Origin of the sequence: Pseudomonas sp. ICMP22404 (assembly GCF_006227205.1) — a bacterium.
Lineage (GTDB): Bacteria > Pseudomonadota > Gammaproteobacteria > Pseudomonadales > Pseudomonadaceae > Aquipseudomonas.
In genome coordinates this window covers 1-16,646 of record NZ_VCNG01000023.1, presented here as the reverse complement: position 1 = coordinate 16,646, position 16,646 = coordinate 1, and the positions used below count along the sequence as shown (strand labels likewise).

The 16,646-nt window shown below is 61.5% G+C and carries 14 protein-coding genes; 6 read left to right on the top strand and 8 right to left on the bottom strand.

Annotated elements, in window-relative coordinates; genetic code table 11:
* Positions 1 to 76 precede the first annotated feature (76 nt).
* From FGE05_RS27885 to FGE05_RS27870, 4 genes are all read right to left on the bottom strand, one after another.
* A complete protein-coding gene (locus FGE05_RS27885) occupies positions 77 to 1,156 on the bottom strand; it encodes a YCF48-related protein (protein ID WP_139650054.1) in 1,080 nt (359 codons plus the stop codon).
* A gap of 78 nt (positions 1,157 to 1,234) precedes the next feature.
* On the bottom strand, positions 1,235 to 2,572 hold the full coding sequence (locus tag FGE05_RS27880; protein WP_373682526.1) for a DUF1329 domain-containing protein: 1,338 nt from the start codon (positions 2,570 to 2,572) through the stop codon (positions 1,235 to 1,237).
* A gap of 42 nt (positions 2,573 to 2,614) precedes the next feature.
* Positions 2,615 to 4,261 carry a DUF1302 domain-containing protein gene (locus FGE05_RS27875; RefSeq protein ID WP_139650050.1) on the bottom strand — a complete coding sequence of 549 codons (1,647 nt, stop codon included), beginning with the start codon at positions 4,259 to 4,261 and terminating at the stop codon, positions 2,615 to 2,617.
* A gap of 94 nt (positions 4,262 to 4,355) precedes the next feature.
* On the bottom strand, positions 4,356 to 5,123 hold the full coding sequence (locus FGE05_RS27870; RefSeq protein ID WP_139650048.1) for a coniferyl-alcohol dehydrogenase: 768 nt from the start codon (positions 5,121 to 5,123) through the stop codon (positions 4,356 to 4,358).
* 275 nt (positions 5,124 to 5,398) lie between these two features.
* On the opposite strand from FGE05_RS27870, the gene FGE05_RS27865 reads away from it, so the two are divergent.
* Complete coding sequence (locus FGE05_RS27865) at positions 5,399 to 7,222, top strand: sigma-54-dependent Fis family transcriptional regulator (RefSeq protein ID WP_139650046.1); 1,824 nt, start codon at positions 5,399 to 5,401, stop codon at positions 7,220 to 7,222.
* A gap of 162 nt (positions 7,223 to 7,384) precedes the next feature.
* On the opposite strand, the gene FGE05_RS27860 is transcribed toward FGE05_RS27865, so the two are convergent.
* From FGE05_RS27860 to FGE05_RS27845, 4 genes are all read right to left on the bottom strand, one after another.
* Positions 7,385 to 8,050: a TetR/AcrR family transcriptional regulator gene (locus FGE05_RS27860; RefSeq protein ID WP_139650044.1), complete on the bottom strand. Its 666-nt coding sequence runs from the start codon at positions 8,048 to 8,050 to the stop codon at positions 7,385 to 7,387.
* A gap of 205 nt (positions 8,051 to 8,255) precedes the next feature.
* The gene (locus FGE05_RS27855) at positions 8,256 to 9,185 is read right to left on the bottom strand and encodes an alpha/beta hydrolase (protein ID WP_139650042.1); all 930 of its coding nucleotides are present in this window, start codon (positions 9,183 to 9,185) and stop codon (positions 8,256 to 8,258) included.
* An 18-nt stretch (positions 9,186 to 9,203) separates the two neighbouring features.
* The gene (locus FGE05_RS27850) at positions 9,204 to 10,646 is read right to left on the bottom strand and encodes a coniferyl aldehyde dehydrogenase (protein WP_139650040.1); all 1,443 of its coding nucleotides are present in this window, start codon (positions 10,644 to 10,646) and stop codon (positions 9,204 to 9,206) included.
* A 335-nt stretch (positions 10,647 to 10,981) separates the two neighbouring features.
* A complete protein-coding gene (locus tag FGE05_RS27845; protein WP_139650038.1) occupies positions 10,982 to 12,223 on the bottom strand; it encodes an OprD family porin in 1,242 nt (413 codons plus the stop codon).
* A 255-nt stretch (positions 12,224 to 12,478) separates the two neighbouring features.
* Here FGE05_RS27845 and FGE05_RS27840 point away from each other — a divergent pair, with 255 nt between their 5' ends.
* The 5 genes from FGE05_RS27840 (at position 12,479) to FGE05_RS27815 (ending at position 16,530) form a co-directional block, all read left to right on the top strand.
* The gene (locus FGE05_RS27840) at positions 12,479 to 13,426 is read left to right on the top strand and encodes a LysR family transcriptional regulator (protein WP_139650036.1); all 948 of its coding nucleotides are present in this window, start codon (positions 12,479 to 12,481) and stop codon (positions 13,424 to 13,426) included.
* Between the two features lie 91 nt (positions 13,427 to 13,517).
* Positions 13,518 to 14,321 carry a putative hydro-lyase gene (locus tag FGE05_RS27835; RefSeq protein WP_139650035.1) on the top strand — a complete coding sequence of 268 codons (804 nt, stop codon included), beginning with the start codon at positions 13,518 to 13,520 and terminating at the stop codon, positions 14,319 to 14,321.
* A 175-nt stretch (positions 14,322 to 14,496) separates the two neighbouring features.
* The gene (locus tag FGE05_RS27830) at positions 14,497 to 15,036 is read left to right on the top strand and encodes a hypothetical protein (protein ID WP_139650032.1); all 540 of its coding nucleotides are present in this window, start codon (positions 14,497 to 14,499) and stop codon (positions 15,034 to 15,036) included.
* A 39-nt stretch (positions 15,037 to 15,075) separates the two neighbouring features.
* Entirely contained in the window at positions 15,076 to 15,996 is a 921-nt protein-coding gene (locus FGE05_RS27825; RefSeq protein ID WP_139650030.1) for a LysR family transcriptional regulator, read from the top strand.
* Positions 15,997 to 16,227: 231 nt separating this feature from the next.
* Positions 16,228 to 16,530 (top strand): transposase, encoded by a 303-nt coding sequence (locus FGE05_RS27815; RefSeq protein ID WP_257225739.1) that lies wholly within the window; start codon positions 16,228 to 16,230, stop codon positions 16,528 to 16,530.
* Positions 16,531 to 16,646: the final 116 nt, after the last annotated feature.

Genomic DNA, 16,646 nt, shown 5'->3' with positions numbered 1-16,646 from the left:
GAGGAATTATGGTCGTTCACATCGGACTCCAAATACGGCCGCATGGGCTGTGCAAATAGCGCTCTGGCAAGTAGGTTCAGCGTTGCGCCGAGACAAGGGCTTGATCGAGGCGGGTCAGCCCGCCCAGGCCGACGCAGATCAAGCTGCCATCCGGGGCGGCCACCAGACCGGCGATCGAGGTACCGACCGGGCCGGAAAGATGCCGCAAGCGGCTTCCTCGACCGGAACTGAGCAACAGGTCACCGGCCTGGCTGGCCAGGACCAGCGCCCCATCCTTCAGTTGAGTGCCGGCGGAGAAGGCCACTTCCAGGCCGGTTTCGATACGCCGCCAACTGCTCCCCTGGTCACCCGACCAGAAGGCATTGCCGCGCAGGCCGAAGGCGATCAGTTCGCCGCTGGCACTGCCTTGCAGACCGAAGAAACTGCCGTCATAGGGTGATTCGAGTGCCTGGAAGCTGCTGCCGTTGTCCCTGGAGCGCAATAACAGACCCCGTTCGCCGACGATGAACAGTTCGCCCCCCATTGCACGAATGCCGTACAGGTTGAGGCCCTCGGGGTTGTCCACCTGCTGCATCCACGGTTTCCAGGTCACGCCACCGTCCACGGTACGCAGGATCAGACCATAGGCACCGACCACATAGCCGTTGCGACGGTCGCTGAAGTACAGGTCGAGAAACGGCTTGTCCGGCCCGTCCGCGACCAACCGTTCGGCGTCTTCGACATGCTTGGCATCGCCGCCCTGTTGCGCGGCAACCAGCGCCAACTGTGCCGCAGCGACGCCATCGAGTTGCTTGACCCAGGTTTCGCCACCGTCAGTGCTGTGCAGGACCACGCCCATGTGGCCGACGGCCCAGCCCTGCTCGTCATCGACGAACTGCACCGCCGTCAGGCTGACGCTGACCGGCACCCGGGCCTGGCGCCAGCTCTGGCCGGAGTCATCGGAGAGCAGGACGATGCCGCGCTCGCCGACCGCCACCAACCGTTCGCCAGCGCGAGTCACCGCCAGCAACGCGGCGTGGGTGGCCTTGGCACTCTGCAGTGCCGCCTGGTCGAGCAAGGCAATCCGGGGGCTGGCCGTTGTCCAGCCCGACATCAGCAAGACCGTCAGCGCCAGGATCGCCGACAACGCCCGCCCGAGTGAAAAGTTACCGTTCATATCCCGCTCCAACCACCACTCAAGAGTTATCCAAACGCAACGCGCCGATGCCGGGGCTCCGGCGCGCTGGGCAATGACTCAACGCGAACTGTCGTTGGCCATGGCGTCAGGCGTGAAGAACGAAGATGGCGGACGCGGGTAGCTCTGGTACTGGACATCCAGGTCGTTGGCCGCGGAGTTCAGGAAGTAGGCACCGGTCTCCAGGTTGTAGCTGCCCCACGACATCTGCGCGGTGAGCGCTGGCATTTCCGGGGCCAGCAGGGTCAGCGAGTAGTTGGTACGACCCAATTTGCCCTGGGCGTCGTAACCGTCCACCAGCAGCACTTGCCAGGAGTCCTCGTCGACGTAATAGGTGCGTTTTGGCACCACGTGACGCTTACCGTCCTTGAGCGTGGCGTTCACCACCCAGACCCGGTGTTTCTCCCAGCGCACCAGATCCGGGTTGAGGAAGTTCGGCTTGACCAGATCGTCGCTCTTCGCCGCGGCCGCACGGTTGTTGTTGTAAGGCACCAGCAGCTCTTTCTTGCCCACCAGCTTGAGGTCGTGACGGTCGGTCGGGCCGAAAATCATGAAGGCCTCGTCGAAGAAACCCACACCCGAGGTGACGAAGTCCGGCGTGTCATAGGCGATGTTCGGTGCGCGCCGTACCCGACGCTGGCCGACCAGGTACTGCCAGGCAGCGCGTTTGCCCGGGTCCATGTCCCAGTGGGTCATCAAGCCCTCGCCGGCCTTGGACGATGGCAGCTCCGTGGCCAGTTTGCCGATGAGGAACTTGCCGCCGAAGGTTTCAAGACTGCCGTCCTTGAAGTAATAAGGGCTCTGATACCAGAAACGTGCCCGGGTGGCCTGGATCTTCTTGCCGCCGGCGGTCATCAGCCAGGTGTCGAACGGTGAATAGAAGGTGTCAGCCCCTTGCCAGGACAGCCGGTAGTTCCATAGCACCTCGGCACCGTTCTGTGGCAGTGGGAACGGAATCCCGCCATAGGCGCCGCTGACTTTTTCCGAGTCCACTTCCAGAGTGGCGCGGGTCGCGTTCTTCAGGGTGTTGTCGTACACCCATTGCGGTGCAGCGGCGCTGCGGTGAGTCGGATAGACGTCCAGGCGATAACCGGGGTACTTCTGCAGCAAGGCTTTGGCGCCGTCGGACAGCTGGTCGGCATATTGCGCCATGTTGGCCGCGCTGACCGAGTACAGCGGCTTGTCAGCGGCAAAGGGATCGGCACGTTTGTCGCCGTTCTTGTAGCCTGCGGGCACTGTCGTATAGCCCCCGGTCCATGCCGGAATGCTGCCGTCCTTGTTGCCCGCGCGCTCGGCGCCCATGGGGGTGAGTTCCGTATTGAGCCGTGCGGCCTGATCAGGGGAAACCGCCGCCTGCACCGCGCCGGCACTGAGCAAGGCAATGGCCAGGGCCGACATACGCAAGGAAAATTGGCTTTGCATAGGGGATGAAACCTCTTATTAGAATGTGGTTTTCACGTACATGGAGACGAAGTCACGGTCGGCCAGCGATTGCGCATAGCTGAAGTTGCCCGCCTCGTTCAGCCCTGCCGCAGCCTTGCCGAAGAAGTTCACGTAGTTGATGCCGAAGTCCCAGCGCTGCAGGTAAGTGGCCTTGAGCCCTACGCTCCAGTCACCGGCGTGGGAGTTGCCGAAACCACCCTTGCTGACGGCCGAGGAGCGACCGTCGAGACCCACGCCGAAACCCACCGGTACGCTCAGGTCGAGACCGTCGGCCACTTGGAAGTAAGCCGGTTCGGCCAACACCCGCAGCGCGGTGGCATCCCGGGTGGTGTTGGGGTCCAGTGCCCCCGGGTTGTCTGTCACGCTGAGGGTACGGTTCCAGGCCAGTTCGGCCAGTACCGAACCACCGTCCCAAAGCGCGCCGGGCGATAGCAGGTAGATCGTCGACAGGTTCACGTGCGCGGTCTTGCCCCTGGCGTAGAGCGCATCACCGTTGTTGTCCGCCGCGGTGCCCGGTGTCACCACTTGCAGGTTGCTGACCAGGGGGGCGTTCCAGCGCACCGAGGTTTCACCAGCGAAGTTGAACGGGCCATATGCGGTGGAGAAGCTGGCGCCGACGGTCTTGATGTCTTCGGCGTAGACCTGGCGATAGGAACTCAGGATCGGCAGCCCGGTGGCGGCGGCCGCCGCACCGTCCAGGTAGGCATACAGCGCACTTGGCGTCTTGTCGTGATACTGGGCGGCGTAGAAACCCAGTTCAAGTTCGGTGCCTTCGGGTTTGAAACGCAGTTGCATGCCGCCCTGCCCCGAGTTCTTGGCCTCGATATCGGAAGCATGGACGGTGGTGTTGCCAAACACCTCGGTCCAGTCCCCTGCCCCTTTGCCGATGCCGTCGTTATCGCTCAGGTAGCTGCCTGCTCCGGGCACGTTGGAACGCTCCCACTCGAACTGGTAGTAGGCCCCGACGGACAACTGCGGGTTGATCTGCAACTGGCCGGACACTTGATTGACCGGGCGCAGGATTTCCTTGAATTGGGTTCCCGGTACGCTGAGCAGCTTGACGACGTCGGTGGGTCCTTGGGCGGCGGCGATGCCGTTGCTGCCGTAGAACAGGCTCTCGCCATAGATCAGGCTGTGGCGGCCCAGGCGTACGGTGCCCTGGCTCGCGTCACCGACATCACCGCGCAGAAACACGAAGGCGTCCAGCAGTTCGGCGTCGCGCCCGTGCAGTTCGCGGGTATCGCTGAGGAAGTGTGGATTCGCGCTGTCGTCGGTGTCCTTGTTATAGACATCGTCGTACCAGGCCGCCCCGCTGAGACGCAGGCCGTAGTTTTCCCGACTCAGGTCCATTTCGCTGAACAGGTCCAGCCGGTTGGAGACCAGGCCGCGACTGAAGTTCTTGTCGCCCTGGCCCTGGATCGAAGGGTACAAGCCGCCCGCCGTGGAGGCGTTGGTCAGGTGGTCGTCAGCACCCTGCAAGCGCCAGGCCTGGCTGTACTTGATGGTGTTGTCCCAGCGCAGGCGCCAGTCACTGTCGCCCAGATCGATCTGTGCGGCCTGAGCCTGTGAGGCCAGGCCGGCAAGGCACACCGAGAGTGCCAAGGTGGAACGCTTGAAGCCCGGGTAGCATCGAGTGTTGTGCATGGTGTTCCTCATTGTTCTTGTTGTTTGGAAACGTGTTGTCTGGAAAACGACCGGCAATGAGCGGCCCGCAAATGCGCAGGCGGTGGTTCCTCGTTCAGATGTAGGTGGACGCCAGGCCGCCATCCACAGGCAGGTTGACGCCGTTGATCCAGCGGGACTCGTCCGCACTCAGGAAGGCGATGGCAGCCGCCACCTCATCGGCATAGGCCGGACGCTTCATGCGATGAGCATCGGCCTCGACACGTTCCTGGCCGAGCATGCTGACGAAATCACCCAGGATGGGCGTGAACACCGGGCCCGGTGCCACGCTGTTCATGCGCACCGAGGTTTGCAGGAACCAGGGCTGGGCCTGCACGTAGTTCCAGACGATCAGGGCTTCTTTGAAATACTGGTAGCAGCTCTCCTGGGGCACCGGGTGCTGGGCCAACCAGGCTTGTCCCTGGAAGAAGCTCTCCGTGCGGGCCAGGGCCTTGTGCAGTTCCAACCGCTGCGGCCACTGCGCACCGAGAATAGAGGCAACGTTGACGATACTGCCGCCGGCACGGATGCGCGGCAGCGCCGCCGCGCAGAGGTGACGCAGGCCGAGGTAATTGACCTGGGCCACCAGCTGCGGATCGGCCGTTCCTGGTACTCCGGCGATGTTACACAAGCCGTCGATCTGTTCCGGCAACCGGCGCACGGCGGCATCGATGGCCTCGGGGTGACTGAGGTCGGCCTGGACAAAGTCATCCAGGCTCAGGTTGGGCTCGTTGCGATCCATGCCGATCACGATGGCCCCGTGGGCACGCAGGGTTCGGGCTGTCTCGGCGCCGATGCCCGAAGAGACTCCGGTCACGACGATCCTTTTGCTGGTCAGCTTCATACGGGTTTCCCGATTCGTGCTCGTACTGCCTCCCATGAAAGCGGGCAGCCAAGTCATATTGTTATTGCCGAACTAGTTAAGCTCGGTAACTAGTTGTAGCAAGCGATATGCCATCTAACGGCAATAACGGGGCAACCGCTCAAGCTCGCGGCATACAGACATTCTTGGTGAATATCGACGTGAGACGGGGGAAATCGGGCGCCGAAAAAAGTGATGATTTCAGTAATTTCATGCTGCACTATGCAGATTATGATTACTCATATTAAGGATTTCCGATGGCAGACAAGCTGATCTCCCTGGCCGAACTCTCCGGCGGAGTCCGAAAGAAACACGTGCGCGGCGCCAGCGAGCAGTTGCCGCCCGGCGCCGCCCCTACGCTTCAGGATCTGACCGAATGCCTGATGTTCAGCCCGGGCGACGGGCGCATCTGGCTCAACGGCGCACGCATGCTGTTGATGCACAGCAGCGGCGTCGGCGCGCTTCGTCGGGAGATGATTGAAAGCATGGGCCTGGCCCGTGCCCGTGGCATCCTGCTGCGCACCGGCTACCACTGCGGTGCGCGGGATGCGGCACTGATCAAGGAACGCTTCCCAGAGGCCGACTTCCTGGCGCTGTTCGCCGCCGGCCCGATCATCCACGCCATCGAAGGCGCGGTTAAAGTCGAGCCGGTGCATTTCGAATTCGATATGAACCTGGGCACCTATTACGGCGAATTCCTCTGGCACCACTCCAGCGAGGATGACGAGCACATCGCTCAATTCGGCATCGGCACCGAGCCGGCGTGCTGGATGCAGACCGGCTATGCCACCGGATACACCTCGGCGATGGTCGGTCGATTGATCCTTTACCGCGAGGTCGAATGCCGCTCCACCGGTTCCAGCATCTGCCGGCTGATCGGTAAACCCGCTGAAGAATGGGATGATGCCGAAGAAGACCTGGCCGCCCTGAAAGCGGAACCTTTCGTCAGCAGCAGCGGGCGTAGCACGGTACCTCCCAGCCCTGGCGGCAAGGGCGTATCGCCGCCCGACCCGCAAACCGATCCGCAACCGACCCAGGACGGCGACATGGTCGGCATCTCCTCGGCCTTCAACGCAGCCTGCCACATGCTGCGCCGAGTCGCCCCGACCCAGGCGACGGTGCTGTTCACCGGTGAATCCGGCGTCGGCAAGGAAATGTTCGCACGCATGCTGCACCGCATCAGTCCGCGACACGATGCGCCTTTTGTCGCGATCAACTGCGCCGCCATTCCGGAAAACCTGATGGAATCAGAGCTGTTTGGCGTTGAGCGCGGCGCCTTCACCGGTGCCACCCAATCCCGCGCCGGGCGTTTCGAGCGAGCTGATGGCGGTACGCTGTTCCTGGACGAAATCGCCACCCTAAGCCTGGTCGCCCAAGGCAAACTGTTGCGGGCCTTGCAGGAAGGTGAGATCGAGCGGGTCGGCGGCAGCCGGACCTTGAAGGTCGATGTGCGGGTGGTCGCCGCGACCAACGTCGACCTGCGCGCCGCCGCACAACGCGGCGAGTTTCGCGAGGACTTGTTCTTCCGCCTGAATGTCTTCCCGATCCACCTGCCACCCCTGCGCGAGCGCAAGGAAGACATCCCGTTGCTGATGACTCACTTTCTGCACCGCTTCACCCGCCATCATGGCCGCCAGATCAGTGGCTTCACCCCGCGCACGGCCGACACCCTGCTCGCCTATGACTTTCCGGGCAACATCCGCGAGCTGCAGAACCTGGTGGAGCGCGGCGTGATCAGTGCGCCGGATGGCGGGGCCATCGACCTGGCCCACTTGTTCACCAGTGGCGAACGCCTGGCCCAGCCGATGTTTTCCATTGGCAACCGGGGCCAATTGGCGGCCGCTCCGAATGACCCGGCCACCCCTGCGCCTGTCGCGCCCGTCCATGCTGGCAACGAGGCGATCCAGGCCTTGTTCGGCGGCAAGGACCTGAGTCGGCTGTCACTGCAGGAGATCGAGGAAACGATGATCGACCATTGCCTGGCCGAGGTGAAAGGCAATGTCTCCGAGGCGGCGCGCCGGCTTGGTCTGACCCGAGCTCAACTGTCGTATCGGCTGTCGCGGCGTTCAGGGGGTGAATAACGCAAGCTCAAGGCACCATTGAAATCATTGTGGCGAGGGGATTTATCCCCGCTGGGCTGCGCAGCAGCCCCAAGAACAGACAACTCGGTGTGTCATGCTAATTGAGTCGTCAGTTTTGGGGCCGCTGCGCGGCCCAGCGGGGATAAATCCCCTCGCCACAGGTTATTGGACTGGCCCACGCTGGATGAAGCAACGCCCAAACATGTCGAGGGCCACGTCCACCCGTTGGCCGATCTGTTCGTCAGACCAGCTCTGCTGGACCCCGAGGGTGAACAGCTTGAGCGGTTGCGAGATCAGCAACGCATCGATCAGTTCGACCGCCGGTTCGACATCCTCCTGAACAAGAAGCCCCTTGCCCGCTGCCTTGTCCAACCAACTGTGCAACAGGCCCAGGCATCGCTCGGCGCCTTCCTGATACCAGATCCTGGCGATGTCCGGTGCAGTCTCACGTCCTTCCACTGCCATCAAGTAGAGTCCTAGCGCCAACGGCGACAAGGTCAGGCGCGCCCATAGGGTCAGGTACATGCGCAGTTCACTGAGCAGACCCTCGGCGCAGTCGATACCGCTTTCCAACAACAGCTCGAGCGTCGACAGGTCCCGGGCCACCAATTGCGAGAGCAGCGCTTCCTTGCTCGTGACCAGCTGGTAGAGGGTTTTCTTCGAGATGCCGGTGGCGCGGGCGATGGTGTCCATGGTGACGTTGGCGAAGTTGCCACTGCCGAGTATCTGCGCCGCCGCATCGAGCAACAGATTCATCTGTTCCTCGCGACTGCGCAGTGGCGGACGGCCCCGCCCGCGCTTGACGGCCTGTGGGGAGGTTTCAGGCATGACGGATCCTGGCTAGCGTTAATCAAACAAGCAACATAGTACCCTGTGGCGAGGGGATTCATCCCCGCTGGGCTGCGAAGCGGCCCCAAGCAGACAGCTCGGTGTGTCATGCTAATTGAGTCGCCAGTATTGGGTCTGCTTCGCAGCCCAGCGGGGCGGTGCGACGTTTCGCTAAATCCCCTCGCCACAAGCGTCATCAAAGACTCTAAACCAGTGCGCTATCAGCCTCTTCCACCCTCGCCCCCTCAAAAGCCCCGCGCAACCCATCCTCGATGAACTGCCACGCCTCATCCGCAGAAGCATCCGGCCCCAGGTGAGTGAACATATGATCGCAGCCTGGGAACATTCTCTCGTTCACCGCAACGCCGGCCTGACGCAGTTTCTCCCCATAAGCCTGGCCTTCGGCGCGCAGGATATCGTACTCGGCAGTGATCAATGTGGCGGCAGGCAGGCCCCGTAATGCCTCGACCGGCGCCAGCAACGGCGAGACGAGGGGATCGCGGGCCTGGGTCGGGTCGCTCAGATAACACTGGTTAAAGAAGCGCATCAAGCCCGGACCGAGCAGCGGCTTGTCGATCGTCGAATGCTTCAGTTCAGGAGCCTGGGAGACGTCCAGCGCCGCATAATCTATGACCTGGTGCACCACCCTGAGTCGCTCATGTCCTCGCGCCAGATTGGCCAGCCCGGCAGCCAGATTGCCGCCGGCACTGTGTCCTCCGACAGCGATACGCTGTGGGTCGATACCCAGCGTCGCACCCTGCCCGGCCAGCCACTCCAACACCTCGAAACTCTGACGCAAACCTGCGGGAAAGGGATGCTCGGGCGCCAGGACATAATCCAGATTGACCACCAGGCAACCCAGGTTGTGAGCCAGACGGCGGCAATAGCTGTCGTCGTGCTCCGGCACTCCAGCGACGAATCCACCGCCATGCAGGTTCAGGTACACCGGGAGAGGTTCCCCAGGCGACGTATCGGGCCAGTAGAACAACGCCCGCGCCGGCCCCCAGGCTGTCGGGATGTGCCGTTCCTCTACCGCGCGCAGCGGATAACGTGCCGCGTCGTAGATGAATTTGCCTTTCATGCGCTTGGCAAGGGCGCGCAGCAGCTTGGCCTTGAGCGTTTGCAACAGGTTCATGGTCAGCCTCCCGGGGCCTCAGTTGGCCGTCAGCAAATGGTCGAGCAGGCCATGGATCATCGGGCCGTAGGGAGCACGCATCGCCAGGTTGGACTCACCGATGGCGCTCTGCACCACCACTGCCTTGGCATGGCTGAAGGTACGGAAACCATAGACGCCATGATAGGCCCCCATGCCCGAGTGACCGACCCCGCCAAAGGGCAGCGCCTCGAACAGCACATGGCTCATCACGTCGTTGATCACCACACCGCCCGACGTCGTGCGCGCCAGCACCTGCTCGCGTTCATTCGCATCCTCGCCGAAATAATAGGCCGCCAACGGCCGAGGCTGCCCGTTGACGTAGTCGATGGCCGTGGCGAAGTCGCGATAGGTTTTGATCGGCAACAACGGGCCGAAGATTTCCTCGCGCAGTACCTGCATGTCCTCACTGGGATCGAGCACCAGGGTCGGGGCGATCTTGCGGATCTCGCGGTCGCTCAGGTCTTCTTGCGCCGGGTTGATCTCCACCAGTCGCGCACCCTTGGCCTCGGCATCGGCGAGATAACCCCGCAGACGGTCGAAATTGCGCGGGTTGATGATCGACGTGTAGTCGGCGTTGCCGCGCAGGGTTGGGTACATGGTGCTGACAAAACGAGTGGCCTCGCCGACGAAGTCCTCCAGCAACTCTTCCGGCAACAACACATAGTCCGGGGCCAGGCAGATCTGGCCGGCGTTGAAGGTCTTCACCGTTAATACCCGCTGCACCACGGTAGCCAGGTCGGCGCTACGGGAAACCAACACCGGAGACTTGCCACCCAGTTCCAGGGTCACCGGCACCAGGTTGTCGGAGGCGGCACGCATGATGTGCCGGGCCACTGACGTCCCGCCGGTAAATATCAGATGATCGAACGGTTGCGCACTGAACAACGCCCCGATCTGCGCATCGCCCAATACCGTGCAGAGTTCACGCTCGTCGAAATAACGGGCGATCAACTCGTCGATCAACGCCGAGGTACGCGGGGTCAGCTCCGAGGGCTTGAGCATGGCCCGGTTGCCGGCAGCAAGAATGCTTGCCAGCGGCCCGAAGGCTAGCACGATGGGAAAATTCCACGGGCTGATCACCCCCACTACACCCAACGGCTGATAGTCGACCCGCGCCTCGCAACCGGGGAACGGAGCCGGATGCGTCTCCGATTGCATCCACTCGGCCAGGTGCTCGCGGCAATGTTTGAGGCTCGCCACCGAGCCGGCGATATCCGACAGCAGAGTCTGTTCGCGGCTGCGGTTGCCGAAGTCCGCAGACACCGCCGCGACGATGGCTTCACGGTTATCCAGCAGCAGGGCAATCGCCCGATCAAGACGGTCACGGCGCAACGCCAGGCTTGCGGGCCCTTCGTCCAGGTGGGCCTGTTTCATGCGTGCAAGTGCGGTAGCGAGTTGTTCGGTGGGAGCCGCTGTAGCGTGGTGACCGAGAATACTCATGGCGTGGGTTCCTGCTGGTGGAATTGTTATTAGCCAGTACTAATACCGGGCAAGCAGGCACCTCTGCCGACTCGCAGGTGGAGTATGACAAAAAACAAAACAAAGGAAACCCATAAGTTTCCTTATTTTCAGCAGTCGAATGAGTGGCATTTTAGCCAGCAAACAGGGAGGAAATCGCAAAAAATGGCTTGCGTCGCGCAATGACTCAATCGGACGGGTGCGTTTTCTGAGAACACTGGATCAGTGGCCGAAACCGCAACCCCATGAAAAATTGATTATATTTTTTAACTTGTTATGGGCGCTGTCCATTGGAACAGCGCCTTGCACTCCCAGTGCTACCAGAGCGCCATCGTATAGCTGACAATCAACCGGTTCTCATCCAGGTCATTGCCAAAATTCGAGCGCACCGAGGCGTTGCGCCATTTGAACCCAAGTCCTTTCAATGTCCCGTCCTGCACGACATAGGCAATGTCGGTATTGCGTTCCCACTCCTTGCCCTCCCCCGGCGCGGCACGTTGCACGTTATCACCGGAAATGTAGCGGGTCATGAACGTCAACCCAGGGACACCGAGTGCGGCGAAGTTGTAGTCATAGCGGGCTTGCCAGGAACGTTCGTCGACGTTGGCGAAGTCGCCGATCTGGACGAAGTTGACCAGGTACGGGTCGCTACGGCTGATATACGGGAAAGGATCGTTGCCACTCATGCGCTGGTAACCCAGACCCAGTGCGTGCCCACCCAGGCTGTAAGTAAACAGCGCGCCGAAGGCCTGGTTGTCGATGTTGCGGAAGTTGCCGTCCTCGGTGCTGCGCGAATAGCGCACGTCGCTCTTGAGCGCCTGGCCGCCCCCCAGGTCCAGGGTGTGGACGAACCCGAGGTAGTTCTGCTGGTAGATATCCTGCAGTTTTCCATAACGGTACTGCGCCGTGAGGTTCGGCAGGAACTGATAGTCCGCCCCGGCAAACTGGAACTTGTCACTGGTGCCGCCGATGCGGTTGGCGGTCATGTCCTGATAATCGGTGGAATCGACGACGTTGATCTGGGTGAACTGCCCACCGGTCAGCTTCAATCGATCGATTTCCTGCACGTTCAACAGTCCACCTTTGAACGTCGCCGGCAACAGCCGCGTATCGTTGGAGCTCACCACCGGGTCCTTGATCTGCAGCGTTCCCGCCTTGAGGGTGCTGTTGGATACCCGCACCTTGGCGGTCAGGCCCAGTTCGCCGTAGCGGTCTTGCGACCCTCCGGACAAATCCGCCGGCAACAGGTTGGTGCCCGCCGTACCGCCACCCGAATCCAGTTTGAAACCGGCCATGCCCAAGGCATCCAGGCCGAAGCCGACGGTGCCGGCGGTGTAGCCCGATTCGATCCGCAACAGGAAGCCCTGGGCCCACTCCTCGGCCTTGTCCCGCGAACCTTCCTGGCGAAAGTCGCGGTTGAAGTAGAAGTTGCGCGCCTCCAGGCTGCCTTTGCTGTCGGCGATGAAGTCCGCCTGGGCGGCAGGCACGCCGATCAGGCTCAAGCCAAGCACCGTACCGATTGGGGCGTATATCCGGGGGGAGGATCTGAAATGCTGCATGCGTGCTCCTTTTATCGGCGCGAGCGGACCCTCTCGGGGGGCTCTGCGGGCGCCTCGTTATTCTTGTGTGAAGACGTTGTCGTTCGGACACGGGCGCAGTGAGCTGCGTCGTCGGCGTGGATTCTTCGCGCCACGCTCTGAAAGCGTCAAACGGGAAAAAAGCCCGGTCGGACATAAGAAAAATTGATGCGCTCGATGGCCTGATCTGGAGTAACAATTGCAATCATAAGAACCACACGCACCAAGAGACCCGTCATGAACCTCAAGTTCCTCGAAACCTTCGTCTGGGTGGCACGCCTGCAGAGCTTCAGCCTGACCGCCGAAAAGATGTTCAGCACCCAGGCGGCGATTTCCGCCCGGATCGCATCGCTGGAGGACGAGTTGGGCCTGCGCCTGTTCGTCCGCGACTCCCGGGGGGTGTCGCTGACGCCTGAAGGCTTCAAGGTGCTCAACTACGCCGAGCAGATGCTCGAGGTCCAGCGTGCGCTGAAACAGTCCCTGGACACCGGCAACGAACAGCAAGGCCTGGTGCGCATCGGCGTGATGGATACGGTGATCCACACATGGCTGAGTCCCCTGATGTCGATGCTGATGCAGGCCTTTCCGGCGGTGGAAATCGAAATCACTGCCGACGCTGCACGCAATTTGTGCGATCAGCTACAGAAGGGTTACCTGGACATCGCTTTCCAGACCGACCTGGTCCGCCACGAAAGTGTGCGCAACCTCGAATTGGGGCACTACCCCATGCACTGGATCGCCGCCAGTCATTCGATCTATGCCCGGCCCTATGCGTCGCTGGCCGAGATGGCGAGTGAACGCATCATCACGTTCGTCAAGCAGTCACGCCCCCATCAGGATGTACTCAACCTGCTGTATGCCCAGGGGGTCAACGCGCCACGGGTCAGTTGCGTCAACTCGGTGTCGGCCATGACGCGGTTGATTCGTGACGGTTTCGGTATCGGCGCTCTGCCCGCGGCGTTGGTGGCCAAACCCCTGGCGAGCGGTGAGCTGATCCAATTGGAGCCGGGCACGTCCCTGCCCCAGTTGAACGTCGTTGCTTCCTGGCGCGCGGGCGTTGGGCTGGAGCTGGTCGAGAGCATCGTTCAGATGAGCCGCCAGGTGGTGGGTCAATATGCCCTGGATGTGGGTCCGCAACGCATGGTGGCAGCGCCCGGCCTGAACGGCCCGGTGCCCCTCGAATAACTTTTATTTGTCGCGGGGTAGCAACATTCCTTGTTGGACGTCATCGCCTGGGTTTTCTAAAAAGGACCGACAACCACAAGGAGAAACCCTGATGTCCCTTCCCGCCCTGTCATTTGAACAACTGCAACAGTACGCCCCCCTCGCCCTGCGCCAGAGCATTGCGGCCGGCCAGTATCAGGGGCACACCAGCGGCCTGGGCAAGGGACGGGTACAAGCCAATATCGTGATCCTCCCCGGCGATTGGGCCAACGAGTTCCTACGCTACTGCACCCTCAATCGCCAGGCCTGCCCGCTGTTGGACGTGACCGAACCCGGCGACCCGTACTTTCGCAACCTGGGCGACCCCATCGATATCCGCCACGAAGTGCCCCGCTACCGGGTTTTCCGTGACGGCGAGTTGAGCGAAGAACCGCTGGACATCGAGCATCTGTGGCAGGACGACATGGTCGCCTTCGCCCTGGGCTGTTCCTTCTCCTTCGAACAACCGTTGCTGGAAGCCGGCATTCGGCTGCGACACATTGATCTGGGCCGTAACATCGCCATGTTCCGCACCAACATCGACACTCGCCCCACCGCCCGGCTCTCCGGCAAAATGGTGGTGACCATGCGGCCGATGAAAGCCGCCGCCGCGATCCAGGCGATCCAGATCACTGGTCGCATGCCCAATGTCCATGGCGCTCCGGTACACATCGGCGACCCTACGCTGATTGGCATTCAATCCCTGGACAGACCCGATTACGGCGACGCCGTGCCGGTCGAGGCGGATGAGATCCCGGTATTCTGGGCCTGTGGCGTAACCCCGCAATCGGTGGTCCAGGCCTCCCGTCCGCCGCTGTGCATCACCCACGCACCGGGTTGCATGCTGGTGACGGATTTGTGGAATAGTGCTTTGTAGACTTCTCGGTTAACCACACACCCTGTGGGAGCGAGCCTGCTCGCGATAGCGGCGGCAAGCTCGGTATCGAGTTGCCTGACCCACCGCCTTCGCGAGCAGGCTCGCTCCCACAGGTATTGGGTTGCTTGAACCTTATTTATTAGAACAGCACCTTTCAACCCGATATGGACACCCGATGAACACGGCTCAACGATCGATCCAACAGTACATCAACGCCAAGGACGGCAATCGCCCTCACCTGCTGGACCAGGCCTTCACTACCGATGCCACGCTGGACATGGTCGTGCGCACCGGCTCGATTTCTTTTCCGGGGCACGTGGAAAGCCGCGAGGCCATTGGCGATGTCCTGGTCAGGCGCTTTGGCCAGACCTTCGAAAACGTCTATACGTTTTGCCTGAGCGCCCCGCCTTCCGGGAATGCCAAGGCATTCCAGTGCACATGGCTGGTGGCGATGTCGGACAAGCACAGCGGCGAGGTCAGGGTCGGTTGTGGGCTGTATGACTGGCAGTTCGAGCCTGAGTCCAATCTGGCCGAGGGGCTGACGATCACCATCGAGCACATGGTGACGTTGCCGGCAGCCGATCTGGCGCCGGTCATGGCGTGGGTCTCGGCGCTGGACTATCCGTGGTGCGACGTTCGCGCGCTCATGGACAGCGTGCCGGATACCGCGGGGCTTGAAGCGGTGCTCCAGTATGTGGCGGTCCAAGCGCAGTAATCCACTCATTGCCAATCTCAGTACCGGAGAGCCGCCAACGTGAATATCAAGTTTCTGGAAACCTTCGTCTGGGTCGCTCGCCTGAAGAGTTTCCGGCTCACGGCAGAGAAACTGTTCACCACCCAGGCCTCCATCTCCAGCCGGATAGCGGCCCTGGAAGACGAGATGGGTGTGCGGCTATTCGTGCGCGACTCCAAAGGTGTGTCGCTGACCTCCGAAGGGCAACGGGTGCTGGAATACGCCGAGCGCATCATGGACACCATGCAAAGCATGAAGGCGGTGATCCAGGATCCGCGCCAGGTTCGCGGCCGGATCCGCATCGGCGCCATGGATACGGTCATCCACACCTGGCTCAGCCCGTTGGTGACGCGCCTGATGGAATGCTATCCGGCCCTGGAAATCGAATTATCGGCCGACACGGCGAGCAATCTGTGTTCCCAACTGGAGAAAGGCTATCAGGACGTCATCTTCCAGACCGACATCCTACGCCTGGACAGCGTGCGCAATGCCCTGCTGACCCGTTATCCGATGCATTGGGTGGTGCGCACCGGCTCTGTCTATGACCGGCAATACGCCTCGCTGGAGGACCTGTCCCAGGAACGCATCGTGACGTTCTCACGCAACTCGCGGCCCCATCAGGACATCCTCAATCTCTTGCACTCGGCGAACATCGTGTCACCGCGCATCAACTGCGTGAACTCGGCCTCGGCCATCACCCGCCTGGTTCGCGACGGCTTCGGCATCGGCGCCATGCCGGCGGCGCTGGTACAGGGCGAATTGGCCCAAGGCACATTGACCTTGGTGACTGGCGTGCCGTTGCCCTCGGTGATGGACATCGTTGCCAGTTGGCGTACCGGCGCGGGCATGGAACGGGTGGAAGACATCGTCAGCCTGACCCGGGAGGTGGTGGGTGAGTTCGTCGCCGCTCTGCCGGTAGAGTGCCGTCTGGACGCACAGTAGGCGTCCCTGACCTCTGTGGGAGCGGGCTTGCTCGCGAAGAAGTCATCAAATTCAACATCGATTCAAACTGACCCACCGCCTTCGCGAGCAAGCCCGCTCCCACAGAGGGTGCGATAAAAAAATAGTAGGCACACGCCGCATTGCCCCTGTGGGAGCGAGCCTGAACTGGCCTAATGATTTTGGACACTTCAATCGGGCGCTATGATGGCGCCCAAATCTGAGGTGTTGGATATGCGCAAATCTTATTCCCGAGAGTTCAAGCTCAAGGCTGCCAGCTTGGTGCTGGACGAAGGCCAGTCAGTTCCCGAAGTCTGCGCCAGTCTGGATATTGGCCCTACCGCATTGCGCCGTTGGGTTGATCAGGTTCGCCAAGAGCGTTTGGGCACCACTCCGCAGGGGGCCAAGGCAATTACCGCCGAACAGCGAGAAATTCAGCAGCTCAAAGCGCTGCTCAGGCAAAAAGACCTGGACATTGAAATCCTAAAAAAAGCCAGTGCTCTCCTGCTTTTGGACTCCAAAGATCATTCTCGTTGATCAACGAGCTGGACGAGCAGTACGGCGTTAACAATTGCTGTCGGGCGTTTGGAGTCAACCGCAGCAGCTTTTACGCCTGGCGTCAGCGCCAAGGCAAGGTGAAGCCTGAGCGGGAG

Coding starts and splice junctions, on each gene's coding strand:
- FGE05_RS27885 (WP_139650054.1), bottom strand. CDS start 1,156: ATGAACGGTAACTTTTCACTCGGGCGGGCGTTGTCGGCGATCCTGGCG.
- FGE05_RS27880 (WP_373682526.1), bottom strand. CDS start 2,572: ATGTCGGCCCTGGCCATTGCCTTGCTCAGTGCCGGCGCGGTGCAGGCG.
- FGE05_RS27875 (WP_139650050.1), bottom strand. CDS start 4,261: ATGCACAACACTCGATGCTACCCGGGCTTCAAGCGTTCCACCTTGGCA.
- FGE05_RS27870 (WP_139650048.1), bottom strand. CDS start 5,123: ATGAAGCTGACCAGCAAAAGGATCGTCGTGACCGGAGTCTCTTCGGGC.
- FGE05_RS27865 (WP_139650046.1), top strand. CDS start 5,399: ATGGCAGACAAGCTGATCTCCCTGGCCGAACTCTCCGGCGGAGTCCGA.
- FGE05_RS27860 (WP_139650044.1), bottom strand. CDS start 8,050: ATGCCTGAAACCTCCCCACAGGCCGTCAAGCGCGGGCGGGGCCGTCCG.
- FGE05_RS27855 (WP_139650042.1), bottom strand. CDS start 9,185: ATGAACCTGTTGCAAACGCTCAAGGCCAAGCTGCTGCGCGCCCTTGCC.
- FGE05_RS27850 (WP_139650040.1), bottom strand. CDS start 10,646: ATGAGTATTCTCGGTCACCACGCTACAGCGGCTCCCACCGAACAACTC.
- FGE05_RS27845 (WP_139650038.1), bottom strand. CDS start 12,223: ATGCAGCATTTCAGATCCTCCCCCCGGATATACGCCCCAATCGGTACG.
- FGE05_RS27840 (WP_139650036.1), top strand. CDS start 12,479: ATGAACCTCAAGTTCCTCGAAACCTTCGTCTGGGTGGCACGCCTGCAG.
- FGE05_RS27835 (WP_139650035.1), top strand. CDS start 13,518: ATGTCCCTTCCCGCCCTGTCATTTGAACAACTGCAACAGTACGCCCCC.
- FGE05_RS27830 (WP_139650032.1), top strand. CDS start 14,497: ATGAACACGGCTCAACGATCGATCCAACAGTACATCAACGCCAAGGAC.
- FGE05_RS27815 (WP_257225739.1), top strand. CDS start 16,228: ATGCGCAAATCTTATTCCCGAGAGTTCAAGCTCAAGGCTGCCAGCTTG.